Genomic DNA, 13,326 nt, shown 5'->3' with positions numbered 1-13,326 from the left:
GGGCAGAACGCGGATGATCTTGCCCGGCCGGCCTCGGTGCTCGGCGCTGCTCGCCCCGCGGTCACCTGATCGGGGGCAGGTGTGCGTCGCGTCATGTCGATGACCAGTGACTTTGTGCGCGCGTTCACAAGTGGACTACCGTAGGGTGTCGTCCCGCAAAAGCCCGGCATTGAACCGGACGTCAGTCGCGGGGTCAAGAGATGCGACCCAATCTTGAGGAGTGGCCGGCGTGGTGACACAGCGGGGGAGGCGCAGCGGTGCCGAACCGCCCGCTGAACCACCCCGCCGGGCCGCGAAGGGCAACGGCCGCGCCCGGCGGGCGGCGCCCGATGCCGACAACGCGCCCACGGCGGAGATGCCCGCGGTCGACAGTGCCGTCGAGACCGCCGTCCGCGCCAAGCAGATCCCCGAAGCGGCCGTCGCGCGCCTCGCCGTCTACCTCCGGGTCCTCTCCGGCATGGCGGAGCAGGGCGCGACCACCGTCTCCAGCGAAGAGCTCTCCGCGTCCGCGGGGGTGAACTCCGCCAAGCTGCGCAAGGACCTCTCCTACCTCGGCTCGTACGGCACGCGTGGTGTCGGCTACGAGGTGCAGGTGCTGGTCAGCCAGATCGAACGCATCCTCGGCCTCACCCGCCAGCACCGCGTCGCCGTGGTCGGGATCGGTAACCTCGGTCACGCGCTGGCCAACTACGGCGGGTTCCCCGGCCGCGGTTTCCCCGTCGAGGCGCTGTTCGACCTCGACCCCGACCTCGTCGGGGTTCCCGTAGGGGGTCTGCCCGTCTCGCACCTGGACGAAATCCCGCGAGTTTGCTCCGAACGGCAGATTTCCATCGGGATCATCGCCACACCTCCTACCGCTGCGCAGTCCGTGTGCGACAGGCTGGTGGCGGGCGGCGTCCAGTGCATACTGAACTTCGCGCCGGTGGTGCTCCAGGTGCCGGCGCACATCGAGGTCCGCAAGGTCGACCTGGCGGTCGAACTTCAGATCCTCTCGTTCCACGTGGCTCGCCGTGCCGATGACGCCCTGGCAATTCAGGGGAATACCGGGTTACCCGACGCCGGCCTGCCGCTCGACAATGGCAGCAGCGGCAACGGACAGGCAGACGGCGGTCTTGGAATGGTGGTGCGCGGATGAGCGTGTTGGCGGTCGGGCTCTCCCACCGAAGTGCGGAGCTGACCACGCTCGAACGGGCCGCCGTGCCCGCCGAAGAGGTCGCCAAGGTCCTGCACGAACTGCAGCAGGCCGAGAGCGTGAGCGAGGCCATGCTGGTCTCCACGTGCAACCGCATCGAGGTCTACGCGGTGGTCGAGACGTTCCACGGTGGCGTCAACGACGTCTCCGACGTGCTCGCCCGCCAGGCCGGCATGGAGCCGGCGGAGCTCTACGACAACCTCTACGTGCACTACGCCGGCGCGGCCGTCGAGCACCTGTTCTCCGTGACCTCGGGTCTCGACTCGATGGTTGTCGGCGAGACGCAGATCCTCGGCCAGATCCGCTCGGCCTACGCCACCGCGCGTGAGGCCGGCACCGTCGGGCGCACGCTGCACGAACTGATCCAGACGACGCTGCGCGTCGGCAAGCGCGTGCACTCCGAGACGGGTCTCGACCAGCTGGGCGCGTCCGTGGTGTCCGAGGCGCTGGCCGCCGCGGGTGATCTCGTGGGCAAGCACGCCCTGATCGTCGGCGCCGGCTCGATGGGCGCGCTGACCGCGTCGCACCTGCGCAAGGCCGGCATCGGCGAGATCACGGTGGCCAACCGCACCGAGGCCAAGGCCGCGCGCCTCGCCGAGAAGACCGCGATCGAGGGCGTGCCCGCGCGCCCCGTGCCGCTGTCCGAGCTGGCCGACGCCGTGGCGAAGGCCGACGTCGTCGTGTCGTGCACCGGCGCGCAGGATGCCGTGTTCCTGCCCGAGCACGTGCCCGCCCGCGCGGGCCGCCCGCTCGTGGTGTGCGACCTGGGCCTGCCGAAGGACGTCGACGCGGCGGTTGCCGACCTCGTCGACGTCACCGTTGTCGACCTCGAGACGATCCAGCGCCGCATGCGCGACGCCGGCGCCCCGACCACCGAACGCCAGACGATCAAGGCCAACGGCATCGTGCTCGACGAGGTGCGCGACTACCTCGCCGGCCAGCGCAGCGCCGAGGTCACGCCCACCGTCACCGCGCTGCGCCGCCGCGCGGCCGAGGTGGTCGACGCGGAGCTGCTACGTCTGGACAACCGCCTCCCGGACCTCGACACGCAGGTCCGCGAAGAAGTCGGCCGCACGGTCCGCCGTGTCGTCGACAAACTGCTGCACGCGCCCACCGTGCGGGTGAAGCAGCTGGCCGCCGAGACGGCCGACACCGACTACGCCAACGCGTTGCGCGAGCTGTTCTGCCTCGACCCGCAGGCCCCCGCGGCTGTGGCGAGCCCCACCGCCGTGCCGCCAGACATCGAGAAGAAGTAAGCAGTGGACAGAGTGATTCGCATCGGGACGCGGGGCAGCAAGCTCGCCGTCGCGCAGACCGAGACCGTGGCCGACAAGATCCGCGCCACTGGCGCCGAGGTCGAGATCGTCACGGTGACCACCCCCGGCGACGTCTCCAGCAAGCCGATCCCGCAGATCGGCGTCGGCGTGTTCACCTCGGCGCTGCGGGAAGCCTTGCTGCGCAAGGAAATCGACGTCATCGTCCACTCGTACAAGGACCTGCCCACGGCGCCGGCGGCCGGCATCGTGCTCGCCGCCGTGCCGCCGCGCGAGGACCCGCGCGACGCGTTGATCGCCCGCGACGGCCTCACGCTGGGTGAGCTCCCGCCCGGTTCGAAGGTGGGCACGGGGGCGCCGCGGCGCACCTCGCAGCTGCTCGCGCTGGGCCTCGGTTTGGAAATCGTGCCGATTCGGGGCAATATCGATACCCGCATGCGCAAGGTGGCCGACGGCGAGCTCGATGCCGTGGTGCTCGCGCGTGCCGGACTGGCCCGGATCGGTCTGGTGGGGGCGATCACCGAGACCCTCGACCCGATCCAGATGCTGCCCGCTCCCGCGCAGGGGGCGCTGGCGGTGGAGTGCCGGGCCGAAGACGTGGACGTGGAGCACCTGCTCGCGTCCAGTTTGGACGACGAGGGCACGCGGGCCGCGGTGACGGCCGAGCGTTCCCTGCTGGCCGCGCTCGAGGCGGGGTGCAGCGCACCCGTGGGTGCGCTCGCCGAGATCGTCGAGGACCTCGACTCCGAGGGCGCGGTCGTGGAACGGATCTCGTTGCGCGGCACCGCGGCCGTCGAGGGCGAGAACGGTGCGGTCGACATGCTGCGGGCTTCCGCACTCGCCGACTTCACCGAGGCGGAGCAGCTCGGCCGGACGTTGGCCGCCGAGCTCCTCGACCTGGGTGCCGGCGCACTGTTGTCCGGCCCCGCCCAGTGACGCAACCCGCAGAGCACTCGAACGACCAGCACCCGAACGACCAGCACCACACACCTGCGGCCGATGCCGTACCCGGTCGCCTGACAGGAGAAACGCCAGAGATGACCCCCGCTCGCAAGACCGCTGGGCGCGTCGCCTTCGTGGGCTCGGGCCCCGGTGACGCCGGGCTGCTCACAGTCCGCGCCCAGGAGCTGCTCGCCAAGGCCGAGGTCGTGGTGACCGATCCCGACGTGCCTGCCGCCGTCCTCGCCTTCGCCGCTCCCGGCGCCGAGGTCCGGCCCGCCGTCGGTGAGCCCGCCGACGTGTCGAAGGACCTGACCACCGAGGCCAAGGCCGGGCGGCTCGTGCTGCGCCTGGTCGCCGGCGACCCGCTGACCACCCCCGCCGTGGTGAACGAGGTGCAGGCCGTGGCCCGCACGTCCGCCGTGTTCGAGGTGATCCCGGGCGTTTCCCCCGGCGCCGCGGTGCCGGCCTACGCCGGTGTCGCACTCGGCGGCACCCATACCGAGGTTGACGTCCGCGGCGAGGTCGACTGGGCGGCGCTCGCCGCGCAGCCCGGCCCGCTCGTGCTGCACGCCACCTCGGCGCACCTCGCCGAGGCCGCGAGCCGGCTCACGGAGAAGGGCATGCCGCCGTCCACGCCCGTCGCGGTGACGGCCAACGGCACCATCAACACCCAGCGCACCCTCGACTCCACGCTCAGCACGCTCGGCAACGACGCGGGTGAGCTCGTCGGCCCGCTGATCGTGACCATCGGCCAGGCTGCCGGACATCGCTCGAAGCTGTCGTGGTGGGAGTCGCGCGCGCTCTACGGCTGGAAGGTCCTGGTGCCGCGCACCAAGGAGCAGGCCGGCGAGATGGCCGACCGGCTGCGCAGCCACGGCGCGACCTCGCACGAGGTGCCCACGATCTCCGTCGAGCCGCCCCGCAGCCCGGCGCAGATGGAGCGCTCGGTGAAGGGCCTCGTCGACGGCCGCTACCAGTGGATCGTCTTCACCTCCACCAACGCGGTGCGCGCGGTGTGGGAGAAGTTCGAGGAGTTCGGCCTCGACGCCCGCGCGTTCTCCGGCGTGAAGATCGCCTGCGTCGGCGCCTCGACGGCCGCCAAGGTCCGCTCGTTCGGCATCATCCCCGAGCTGATCCCGTCGGGCGAGCAGTCGTCCGAGGGTCTGCTCGCCGAGTTCCCGCCGTACGACGACGTGCTCGACCCCGTGGACCGCGTCCTGCTGCCGCGCGCCGACATCGCCACCGAGACCCTGTCGGCCGGCTTGCGCGACCGCGGCTGGGAAATCGACGACGTCACGGCCTACCGCACGGTCCGCGCCGCCCCGCCGCCCGCCGAAACCCGCGAGATGATCAAGACCGGCGGCTTCGACGCGGTCTGCTTCACCTCGTCCTCGACGGTGCGCAACCTGGTCGGCATTGCCGGCAAGCCGCACACGCGCACCCTGGTCGCGTGCATCGGCCCGAAGACCGCGGAAACCGCCGTGGAGTTCGGCTTGCGCGTCGACGTCCAGCCGGAGAAGGCCGACGTGCCACACCTGGTGGACGCCCTGGCGGAGCACGCCGCCCGGCTTCGCGCGGAGGGGGCCCTGCCGCCGCCTCGGAAGGCGAAGCGGGCGCGTCGTAGCTGACGGTTCGTGGTTGCTCAAGGCCCCTTCCTGCTTCGACGGGAAGGGGCCTTGTGTGTATAGTGTGTGTATGGCGAGGGTGAACGTCTATATCCCCGATGACCTGGCTGAACGAGTGAAGGCCGCGGATCTCAACGTGAGTGCCCTCGTTCAGGCAGCGCTTGCGGACGCATTGCAGCGTCAGGCCACCGACGCCTGGCTCGACGCGCTGCCGGCTCCGCGCCGCGCCGTTTCTCACGATGCCGTGCTCTCCGCGCTCGACGGCGCCCGGGCAGAACTGGGCGATGCGGCGGATGCCTGATTCTCCGGTGGAAATCGCGGTTCTCGACGCGTCCGTCCTCGTTGATCTCCTCGCAGGCACCAGCTACGCCGACGCGGCGAAGTCACGCTTGCGCGGCACCGTGTTGCACGCGCCCGCGCACCTGGACGCCGAAGTCCTTTCGGCCCTGGGTCGGTTGCAACGCGCGGGAGAGCTGACCACAGTGGAGGTTGAGGTCGCCCTGGGCGTGCTGACGAACTTTCCGGTCACGCGCCACTCGGTCTTCGAGCTTGCTCCCGGAGCGTGGGCTCGGCGTGCTGATCTCAGGCTGGCCGATGCGCTGTACATCGAGCTGGCCGCGCGGCTGCGTACGGCCGTGCTCACCACTGATCGCCGGCTTGCCCGCGCGAGCGCGCTCGCCGAAGAGATCGCCTGACGCCAGAGCGCGCGAAAAGCCCGGCCTTCTCGTGTCCTGAGTTTCCAGACACCTTGTCAGAACGTGGTTTTTCCCGAGGGCAGCCGAACTGATCGCCTGCGTGCCGGAGTACCGTGAACGGCGTGTTCCCTGAGCATCGACCCCGCAGACTCCGTACCACGCCGGCCATGCGCAGGCTGGTCGGTGAAACGACGCTTCGCCCGCGTCAGCTGATTCTGCCCATGTTCGTGGCCGAGGGCGTGGACGCGCCGCGGCCGATTCAGAGCATGCCGGGGGTTGTGCAGCACACCCGGGACACGCTGCGGAAGGCCGCGGTGGAGGCGGTGAACGCCGGCGTGGGTGGGCTGATGCTGTTCGGTGTGCCGGCCAAGAGGGACGCCGAGGGGTCCGGCGCGGTTGACGAGAACGGCATCCTCAACGTCGCGCTGCGGGACCTGCGCCAGGAGCTCGGGGACGCGACCGTCCTGATGGCCGACACGTGCCTCGATGAGTTCACCGACCACGGCCACTGCGGCGTGCTCGACGCGGACGGCGCCGTGGACAACGACGCGACCCTGCGCGTGTACGCGGAAATGGCCGTGGCGCAGGCGGAAGCGGGCGCGCACGTGCTCGGGCCCAGCGGCATGATGGACGGCCAGGTCGGTGTGATCCGCCGCGCGCTCGACGAGGTGGGCCACAGCGACAAGGCGATTCTCGCCTACTCGGCCAAGTACGCCAGCGCGTTCTACGGCCCGTTCCGTGAGGCCGTCGACTCGCAGCTCAAGGGCGACCGCAAGACCTACCAGCAGGACCTGGGCAACGCGCGAGAAGCGTTGCGCGAGATCGAGCTGGACCTCGGCGAGGGCGCCGACATGATCATGGTCAAGCCGGCACTGTCCTATTTGGACGTCATCAAGGCGGCGGCGGACATCTCGCCGGTTCCGGTGGCGGCGTACAACATCTCCGGCGAGTACGCGATGGTCGAGGCCGCCGCGGCCAACGGCTGGCTCGAGCGCGAGCGCACGATCCTGGAGGTGCTCACGTCGATCCGCCGTGCGGGCGCCGACCTGATCCTCACGTACTGGGCCGCCGAAGCCGCCGCCTGGCTCGACTGAGCCCGCACTGGGCTAGAGTCCACGAGTGGCCGAGAAGGACGACAACACCGCCGAACCCGCGGGGCTGACCAGCGACGACCTCGCGAAGCCGGAGCCCGCGCCGAACGAAGCCGGGCAGGCCGAGCACGTCGAGCAAGCCGAGCCGGCCGGGCCTGGCGGGCACGTCGAAGAGCAGGCGAAAGAGCTCCCGACCGGCTTCCCCAAGGCGCCGCCCGTCGCGTCGTACCCGGGGTACCTGGAGAACACCGAGGAGCCTGCGAAGGCAACGGCTCCCGGACCGGTGCGGGCCGCCTTCATCCTCACGATCGTCGCGTCCGTGGTGCTGCTGATCGGCCAGGTCGTCACGATCTTCTTCAAGCAGCAGCTCGTCGACCAGGCTGTGAAGGCGACTGCACCGGGCCGCAAGCTCGACATGGCGCAGCTCGAGTCCAACGCCACCACGCTCGTGTGGGCGCTGTTCGTCGGCGCGCTGTGCTTCGGCATCATCATGGTGCTGTTCGCCTACAAGGCCCGCGAGGGCACGCGCTCGGCCCGGACCGTGGTCACAATGCTGGCGCTGCTGGGGCTGGTGTTCCAGCTCGGGCTCGTGCGCAGCGTGTTCTCAGTGGTGTCGTCGCTGCTGCTGGTGATCCTGGTGGTGCTGCTGTACCTGCCGAGCACCAGGGACTTCTTCCCCAAGGTCGGCAAGAAGCTGTAATGGACCGCACGCTCTACTCCGAACCCGGTGTCGGCTGGCGCTCGCTGGTCTGGGGGCCGCTGTTCGCGGTGCTCGGCGCGGTGGCGGAGCTGGCGACTGGTGGCCCGGTGCACTGGATTCCGTGGTTGCTGATCGCGGTCGCGCTGTGCGGGCTCACGATCCCGTGGGTCTACGCGCGCCGGCGGTTCCTCTCGCTGGAAGTGACCACGCAGGCGTTGCGCCAGGGCCGCGAAAGCATCGAGGCCAAGCGGATCGCGGACGTCACCGACGTGGGCACCCCCGTCGGCGCGCGTGTGCTCGGCGGTGGCTGGAGCGTGCCGAACAAGTACGACGAGCTGCCCGTGAAGCTCGACGACGGCACGGTCGTGCTCGCGTGGGCCCGTGACGTCGAGGCGCTGAAGGCGGCACTCACCCGGCTCGTCGAGGCGAACGAGGCGAACGAGGCGAAATGACGCAGGGCCCGAAACCTGAGAGGCTTGATCCCGTGATCGACCTTCCCCAGCCGACCGGCGCCGACCTCTGGCCCGGCGATTCGGCCAAGGCGGCGCGGCTCAACCAGCCGTGGCGCGCGTTCGTGGCGCTCGGCGAGCTGGTCGTGGCCGCGGTCGTGCTGTGGCTGGCGTTCCTGCTGTGGCACGCGGGCGTCGTCACGGTCGTCACCACCGCCGGCGACGGCGCGCAGCTGGCTTCGCAGCGGTACTTCGGTGGGCACATCGCGGGGGCGCTCGCGCTCGGCGCGCTGTGCGCCGTGCTCGTGGTGGACGCGGTTCGTCAGCTGCTGCTCGCGGTGAGTGCGCGACACCGTCGCAACAAGCACTGAGTCCGCAACTCGAGGCGCCACATCCACAGCTGGCCCACAGGGAACCAACAGCTGACTGCTAAGCAGCGCCAGCAGTCTTGCGCCCATGACGCGGCTGCGTACCCGGACATGGGTCATCAACGGGGTGCTGGTCGTACTGCTCGGCGGTGCGGCTTTCGGGATCTACCAAGCATTCACGCCGGCGGGCAACACCGCCCAGGCACAGACCCGCACCACCCCGGTGCGCCGCGGCGACGTGACCGAAACGGTCTCCGCCGCGGGCACCCTCTCGAGCGGCTACACCGGCGCCGCCAACTTCACCAGCTCCGGCAAGGTCACGAGCATCGACGTGAAGGTCGGTGACGTGGTGAGCGCGGGCCAGAAACTGGCCACGATCGACTCGACTCAGGCCGAGAAACAGCTGCAGGTGGCCAAGGACAACCTCACCGTGGCCGAGGACAACCTCGCCGACGGCGAGGACGCCGCCACCTCGGACACGAGCTCCGGTTCCGGCCAAGGACAAGGCCAGGGCCAGTCCCAGTCGCCCCAGGAGTCCACCACCTCGCTGCAGGCCAAAGTGGACCAGGCACAGCTCGACGTCGACACGGCCCAGGCGGCCGTCGACGCGACGGTGCTCACCGCGCCGGGCGCCGGCACCGTGACCGCGATCAACGGCACCGTCGGCCAGCAGGCCGGCAGCGGCGGGTCCGGAAGCTCCGGCGGCACGGGCTCCTCGGGCGGCACCGGCGGCAACGGTGGCAACGGTGGCAACGGTGGCAACGGCCAGAGTGCGTCGAGCAGCTCGTCGTCCACCGGCTTCGTCCAGATCACCGACATGACCAACCTGCTCGTGGACACCTCCGTGGCCGAGATCGACGTGAGCAAGGTCAAGGCGGGCCAGAAGGCCACCGTCACGCTCAACGCCTCGCCCGACCAGCCGATCCAGGCGTCGGTGTCGAAGATCGACCTCACGCCCACGACCAGCGGCAGCGTCGTGTCCTACGGTGCGCAGCTCACGCTCACCAACCCGCCGTCGGGGCTGCGGCCCGGGCAGTCGGCGAGCGTCGTGATCACCGTCGCGGAGGCCGACAACGTGCTGAGCGTGCCGGCCGCCGCGGTCACCACGGCGGGCACCACGAACGTCGTCACGGTGCAGCAAAACGGCCGCGATGTGCCGGAGCAGGTGCAGATCGGCGTGCGCGGTGAATCCACTGTGGAGATCAAGTCGGGCCTCAACGAGGGCGACAGCGTGGTCCTCACGGCCGCGTCGCCGACCACGACCACGAGCGGCGCCGGACAGCGCGGCGGCGGAATCGGTGGCTTCGGTGGAACGGGTGGCGCCGGCGGCGGCTTCCGCGGTGGCCAGGGTGGCTTCGGTGGCGGGGGACGCGGATGAAACCCGTGATCGCGGTCTCCGGACTGCGCAAGACCTACGGCTCCGGCGAGACGGCCGTCCACGCGCTGCGCGGGGTCGAGCTGGTCGTGCGGCCGGGGGAGTACGTGGCCATCATGGGCGCGTCCGGCTCCGGCAAGTCGACGCTGCTGAACATGCTGGGCTGCCTCGATGTGCCGACCTCCGGCAAGTACCTGCTCGACGGCTTCAGCGTCGCGGACCTCAACGAACGCCAGCTCGCCCTGCTGCGCAACCGCAAGATCGGCTTCATCTTCCAGTCGTTCAACCTCGTGCCGCGCACGAGTGCGTTGTCCAATGTAGAACTTCCACTCGTCTACAGTGGACTGCGCCGGGCCGCGCGCCGGGCAAGGGCGTTGGCCGCGCTGGAAATGGTGGGGCTCACCGAGCGCGCCAAGCACCTGCCGAGTGAGCTTTCCGGTGGGCAGCAACAGCGGGTCGCCGTGGCGCGAGCGCTGGTGACCGGGCCGGCGCTGCTGCTCGCCGACGAGCCCACCGGCAACCTCGACCGCGCCAGCACCGAAGATGTGCTGGGCGTGTTCGACCGGCTCAACGCCCTGGGCCGCACCATCGTGGTGATCACGCACGAGGACGAGGTCGCCGAGCACGCGCACCGCGTGGTGCGGGTCAGCGACGGGCGGATCGTGGCAGACGAGCTCAACCGCAGCGTCGGAGTGGTCGCGTGAACGTGTTCGAGGTGCTGCGCTTCGCCGTGCGCGGCCTCACCGCCAACAAGCTGCGCTCGACGCTCACCACGCTCGGCATCACGATCGGTGTCGCGTCGGTGATCCTGCTGGTCGCGGTGGGCAACGGTGCTTCGGCTGCGATCGCCGCCAGCATCCAGGGGCTGGGCACGGACGTGGTCAACGTGTCGCCCGCGCGTGGCGGTGGCCAGGGCAGCGAGGCGCGGCCGCTGACCGTGCAGGACGCCCACGCGCTCGTGGACCCGGTCGGCGCGCCCGACGTGAAGGCCGCTTCGCCGGTGGTGAACACCAATGCGACCGCCACTTACGGGCAGACGTCGTACGACATCTCCTCCGTCGCGGGCACCGAACCGGCCTACTTCGCCACCACCAACCGCCAGATCGCCGACGGCGCGCTCTTCACCGCCGAGGACGTGACGCAGGCGCGCAAGGTCGTGGTGCTCGGGCCCACCACCGCGCAGTCGATCTTCGGCACCGCCGAGCCGGTGGGCAAGAACGTACTGCTCAACAGCATCCAATTCACCGTGGTCGGCGTGCTGCAGGCCAAGGGCAGCACCGGGCTGACGAACGCCGACGACGTCGCCATCGCGCCGATCAGCGCGGTGCAGAACTCGCTCGCCGGCTACGGCAACCTGAGCCAGATCGCCGTGCAGGCCACGTCGGCCGACTCCGTGGCGCTCGCGCAGGCCGAGATCACCGCGATCCTCAACGCCCGCCACGGCATCCGTCTCGGCGGAACACCCGACTACCAGATCCAGAACTCCGAACAGCTGCTGGCGACGCGGACATCGGCCACGCAGACGTTCACCGTGCTGCTGGGCGCGGTCGCGGCGATTTCCCTGCTGGTGGGCGGAATCGGCGTCACGAACATCATGCTGGTGACCGTGACCGAGCGGATCCGCGAGATCGGCATCCGCAAGGCGATCGGTGCGCCCCGGGCGGCGATCCTCGGCCAGTTCCTCGCCGAGGCCACGATGCTGAGCCTCTTCGGCGGGTTCCTCGGCGTGGTGATCGGCGTGGTCGGCAGCCAGTTCAGCTTCGCGGGCATCACCCCGGTGGTGGTGCCGTCGTCGATCGTGCTGGCCTTCGCGGTGTCGGCACTGATCGGTCTCTTCTTCGGCAGTTTCCCGGCGAACCGGGCCTCGCGCCTGCGCCCGATCGACGCCCTCCGGCACGAGTAGGAGCCTTCGCACATGTCTTCGTCCACCCAGTCGCCCGGGTTGGGAAATCCCGTCCCCGACGAGCCGACGACCGAGTTTCCGCCGGTGACGGCGCCGTTGACTGCTTCGCTTTCTCCTTCTCCTGAGGAAATCGTGGCTTCCCCGGCCGTCGAGGGTGACCTCGACCAGGAGATGAAGCGGGTCGCCAAGCCGTTCGGCAAACCGACGTTCGTGCTGGCCGGCCTGCTCGTGATCGCCCTGTCCTTCGCCGGCGGCGCCTGGACGCACTCGGCACTCGGCTCAAGCGGTGGCGGCGGTGCCGCCGCCGCCCGCACCGGCGGCCAGCAGGGTGGCGCCCGCGGCGGCTTCGGCGGCCGCGGCACCGGCCAAGGCACCGGCACCGGCCAGGAAGGCACCGGCCAACAGGGCGCGGGCCAGGGCGCCGGCGGCTTCACCGGCGCCCGCGGCGGCGCCGGCCGCGGCACCGTCGGCACGGTCGAAAAGGTCGACGGCACCACCGTCACCCTGAAAACCGTGCAGGGCGCCGACGTCACCGTGTCCACTTCGGACTCCACCACCGTCGGCCTCACCCAGCCCGGTAAACTCTCCGACCTCAAACCCGGCGCCACCGTCACGGTCCAGGGCCGCCCCGGCTCCGACGGCACCGTCGCGGCGCAGGCGATCGTGCAGCAGCCCGCCCGCTGACCCCACTCGCCTCTTGCGTAGCCATTTGTCGCTCTCGGTAGACCCCGTGGACGCGTGTGGGGGTCTACGTCGACGGTTGTATTACGGCGGCAGAGGACTGTGATCACACAGGAGGAGAAGGGTTCCGATGTCAACGTGGCATCCCATCTTGTTTTGCGAGAGTCCGCTCAAGTGATCGCCAAGGTGTCCGGCTCCGAAACCGCGGTCGAGGTGATCAACGACCTGGTCAAGGTCGTCGGCGTCACCGCCTACGACGAGAACTTCCCGCTCGTCCGTCCCCTCATGGACGCGCTGTCGTACCCGGTCCTCGAAGGCGGCAACGTCGGCGTCCGCCGCAGGCAGCTGCAGGAGCTGATCCGGACGCCCTGCTACGACCCGCTGTCCGCCTCCGGCCTGGCCTGAGCGGCGGTCAACGCCGGCACCAGCGGCGCGAGAGCGGACCGCAGCAGGTCCGCCACCGTGCCCGAAACCACGACAAAGCCCGAGGTCACTGGCTGGGCCCACTGTTCGAGCGCGATCCGCACGGCGGCGGCGACGGCGGCCGCCAGCACGCGGGCGGTGGGTCCGTCCGGCACCCGCTCGGCCAGCACGGAGGTCAACGGCGGTTCCAGAGCCTCCGCCGAGCGCGCGTACGCGCTGCGCAACGCAGGGCTCGTCGTGATGAGCAGCAGCGCTTCGCGGGCGTCCTCGTCGGGCTCGGTGTACTGCTTCACCACGGCTTCCACCACCGCGTCGGCCAAGCTGCCCGAAGAAGCGCGGACGGCGGCCGCGACCCGCGATTCACGATCGCTGGTCACCGCGAAGACGATCGCGTCCTCCCGGCTGGCGAAGTAGTTGTTGTACGTCCGCGGCGAAACCCCGGCGGCTTCGGCGATGTCGTCGACCCGCACGTTCTCCGGCCCACGTTCCCGCGCCAGCCGCAACGCGGCGGAGCTCAACGCCGTGCGGGTGGCTTGCTTCTTGCGTTCACGCAGACCGGTCACCGGCCCAGTAAAGCCGAAAAACTGCGGATCCGCAATATTGCGTGC

16 protein-coding genes are annotated in these 13,326 nt (G+C 70.4%); 15 read left to right on the top strand and 1 reads right to left on the bottom strand.

Features of this window, described 5'->3' with window-relative positions; genetic code table 11:
• Positions 1–229 precede the first annotated feature (229 nt).
• The 15 genes from AB0M56_RS06060 to AB0M56_RS05990 all read left to right on the top strand — a co-directional run bounded on the left by AB0M56_RS06060 (position 230) and on the right by AB0M56_RS05990 (position 12,700).
• Positions 230–1,135, top strand: a complete 906-nt coding sequence (locus AB0M56_RS06060) for a redox-sensing transcriptional repressor Rex (RefSeq protein WP_364171548.1) — start codon at positions 230–232, stop codon at positions 1,133–1,135.
• Entirely contained in the window at positions 1,132–2,448 is a 1,317-nt protein-coding gene (locus tag AB0M56_RS06055) for a glutamyl-tRNA reductase (RefSeq protein WP_364171546.1), read from the top strand. Before AB0M56_RS06060 ends, AB0M56_RS06055 begins: the two co-directional genes overlap by 4 nt.
• A gap of 3 nt (positions 2,449–2,451) precedes the next feature.
• Positions 2,452–3,402: a hydroxymethylbilane synthase gene (gene hemC / locus AB0M56_RS06050; RefSeq protein ID WP_364171544.1), complete on the top strand. Its 951-nt coding sequence runs from the start codon at positions 2,452–2,454 to the stop codon at positions 3,400–3,402.
• Positions 3,403–3,503: 101 nt separating this feature from the next.
• A complete protein-coding gene (locus AB0M56_RS06045) occupies positions 3,504–5,036 on the top strand; it encodes a bifunctional uroporphyrinogen-III C-methyltransferase/uroporphyrinogen-III synthase (RefSeq protein WP_220245942.1) in 1,533 nt (510 codons plus the stop codon).
• A gap of 67 nt (positions 5,037–5,103) precedes the next feature.
• Complete coding sequence (locus tag AB0M56_RS06040) at positions 5,104–5,334, top strand: type II toxin-antitoxin system CcdA family antitoxin (RefSeq protein WP_364171542.1); 231 nt, start codon at positions 5,104–5,106, stop codon at positions 5,332–5,334.
• The gene (locus AB0M56_RS06035) at positions 5,327–5,728 is read left to right on the top strand and encodes a type II toxin-antitoxin system VapC family toxin (RefSeq protein WP_364171540.1); all 402 of its coding nucleotides are present in this window, start codon (positions 5,327–5,329) and stop codon (positions 5,726–5,728) included. The genes AB0M56_RS06040 and AB0M56_RS06035 overlap by 8 nt, the downstream gene beginning before the upstream one ends.
• A gap of 122 nt (positions 5,729–5,850) precedes the next feature.
• Entirely contained in the window at positions 5,851–6,822 is a 972-nt protein-coding gene (gene hemB, locus AB0M56_RS06030) for a porphobilinogen synthase (protein ID WP_364171538.1), read from the top strand.
• 25 nt (positions 6,823–6,847) lie between these two features.
• Positions 6,848–7,519, top strand: a complete 672-nt coding sequence (locus tag AB0M56_RS06025; protein ID WP_364171536.1) for a hypothetical protein — start codon at positions 6,848–6,850, stop codon at positions 7,517–7,519.
• Positions 7,519–7,971, top strand: coding sequence for a hypothetical protein (locus tag AB0M56_RS06020; protein ID WP_364171534.1), 453 nt, complete (start codon positions 7,519–7,521; stop codon positions 7,969–7,971). The genes AB0M56_RS06025 and AB0M56_RS06020 overlap by 1 nt, the downstream gene beginning before the upstream one ends.
• A gap of 32 nt (positions 7,972–8,003) precedes the next feature.
• Complete coding sequence (locus tag AB0M56_RS06015; protein WP_220245946.1) at positions 8,004–8,339, top strand: hypothetical protein; 336 nt, start codon at positions 8,004–8,006, stop codon at positions 8,337–8,339.
• Positions 8,340–8,424: 85 nt separating this feature from the next.
• Positions 8,425–9,714 carry an HlyD family efflux transporter periplasmic adaptor subunit gene (locus AB0M56_RS06010; protein WP_364171532.1) on the top strand — a complete coding sequence of 430 codons (1,290 nt, stop codon included), beginning with the start codon at positions 8,425–8,427 and terminating at the stop codon, positions 9,712–9,714.
• Positions 9,711–10,415 (top strand): ABC transporter ATP-binding protein, encoded by a 705-nt coding sequence (locus tag AB0M56_RS06005; protein ID WP_364171530.1) that lies wholly within the window; start codon positions 9,711–9,713, stop codon positions 10,413–10,415. Before AB0M56_RS06010 ends, AB0M56_RS06005 begins: the two co-directional genes overlap by 4 nt.
• Entirely contained in the window at positions 10,412–11,614 is a 1,203-nt protein-coding gene (locus AB0M56_RS06000) for an ABC transporter permease (RefSeq protein WP_364171528.1), read from the top strand. Before AB0M56_RS06005 ends, AB0M56_RS06000 begins: the two co-directional genes overlap by 4 nt.
• Before the next feature lie 12 nt (positions 11,615–11,626).
• On the top strand, positions 11,627–12,298 hold the full coding sequence (locus AB0M56_RS05995) for a DUF5666 domain-containing protein (protein ID WP_364171526.1): 672 nt from the start codon (positions 11,627–11,629) through the stop codon (positions 12,296–12,298).
• A gap of 171 nt (positions 12,299–12,469) precedes the next feature.
• Complete coding sequence (locus AB0M56_RS05990; protein WP_364171524.1) at positions 12,470–12,700, top strand: acyl-CoA dehydrogenase family protein; 231 nt, start codon at positions 12,470–12,472, stop codon at positions 12,698–12,700.
• Here the strand turns inward: AB0M56_RS05990 and AB0M56_RS05985 are convergent.
• Positions 12,667–13,281 carry a TetR/AcrR family transcriptional regulator gene (locus AB0M56_RS05985; RefSeq protein ID WP_364171522.1) on the bottom strand — a complete coding sequence of 205 codons (615 nt, stop codon included), beginning with the start codon at positions 13,279–13,281 and terminating at the stop codon, positions 12,667–12,669. The two genes, AB0M56_RS05990 and AB0M56_RS05985, sit on opposite strands and share 34 nt — an antisense overlap.
• Between the last annotated feature and the right edge of the window lie 45 nt (positions 13,282–13,326).

It is taken from the genome of Amycolatopsis sp. NPDC051372 (assembly GCF_040682095.1).
In the GTDB taxonomy this organism is placed as follows: domain Bacteria; phylum Actinomycetota; class Actinomycetes; order Mycobacteriales; family Pseudonocardiaceae; genus Amycolatopsis.
Note: the sequence above shows the minus strand (reverse complement) of the source record. Positions and strands in the feature narration are given on the sequence as shown.

Coding starts and splice junctions, on each gene's coding strand:
- AB0M56_RS06010 (WP_364171532.1), top strand. CDS start 8,425: ATGACGCGGCTGCGTACCCGGACATGGGTCATCAACGGGGTGCTGGTC.
- AB0M56_RS06055 (WP_364171546.1), top strand. CDS start 1,132: ATGAGCGTGTTGGCGGTCGGGCTCTCCCACCGAAGTGCGGAGCTGACC.
- AB0M56_RS06020 (WP_364171534.1), top strand. CDS start 7,519: ATGGACCGCACGCTCTACTCCGAACCCGGTGTCGGCTGGCGCTCGCTG.
- AB0M56_RS06035 (WP_364171540.1), top strand. CDS start 5,327: ATGCCTGATTCTCCGGTGGAAATCGCGGTTCTCGACGCGTCCGTCCTC.
- AB0M56_RS06045 (WP_220245942.1), top strand. CDS start 3,504: ATGACCCCCGCTCGCAAGACCGCTGGGCGCGTCGCCTTCGTGGGCTCG.
- AB0M56_RS06040 (WP_364171542.1), top strand. CDS start 5,104: ATGGCGAGGGTGAACGTCTATATCCCCGATGACCTGGCTGAACGAGTG.
- AB0M56_RS06005 (WP_364171530.1), top strand. CDS start 9,711: ATGAAACCCGTGATCGCGGTCTCCGGACTGCGCAAGACCTACGGCTCC.
- AB0M56_RS05995 (WP_364171526.1), top strand. CDS start 11,627: ATGTCTTCGTCCACCCAGTCGCCCGGGTTGGGAAATCCCGTCCCCGAC.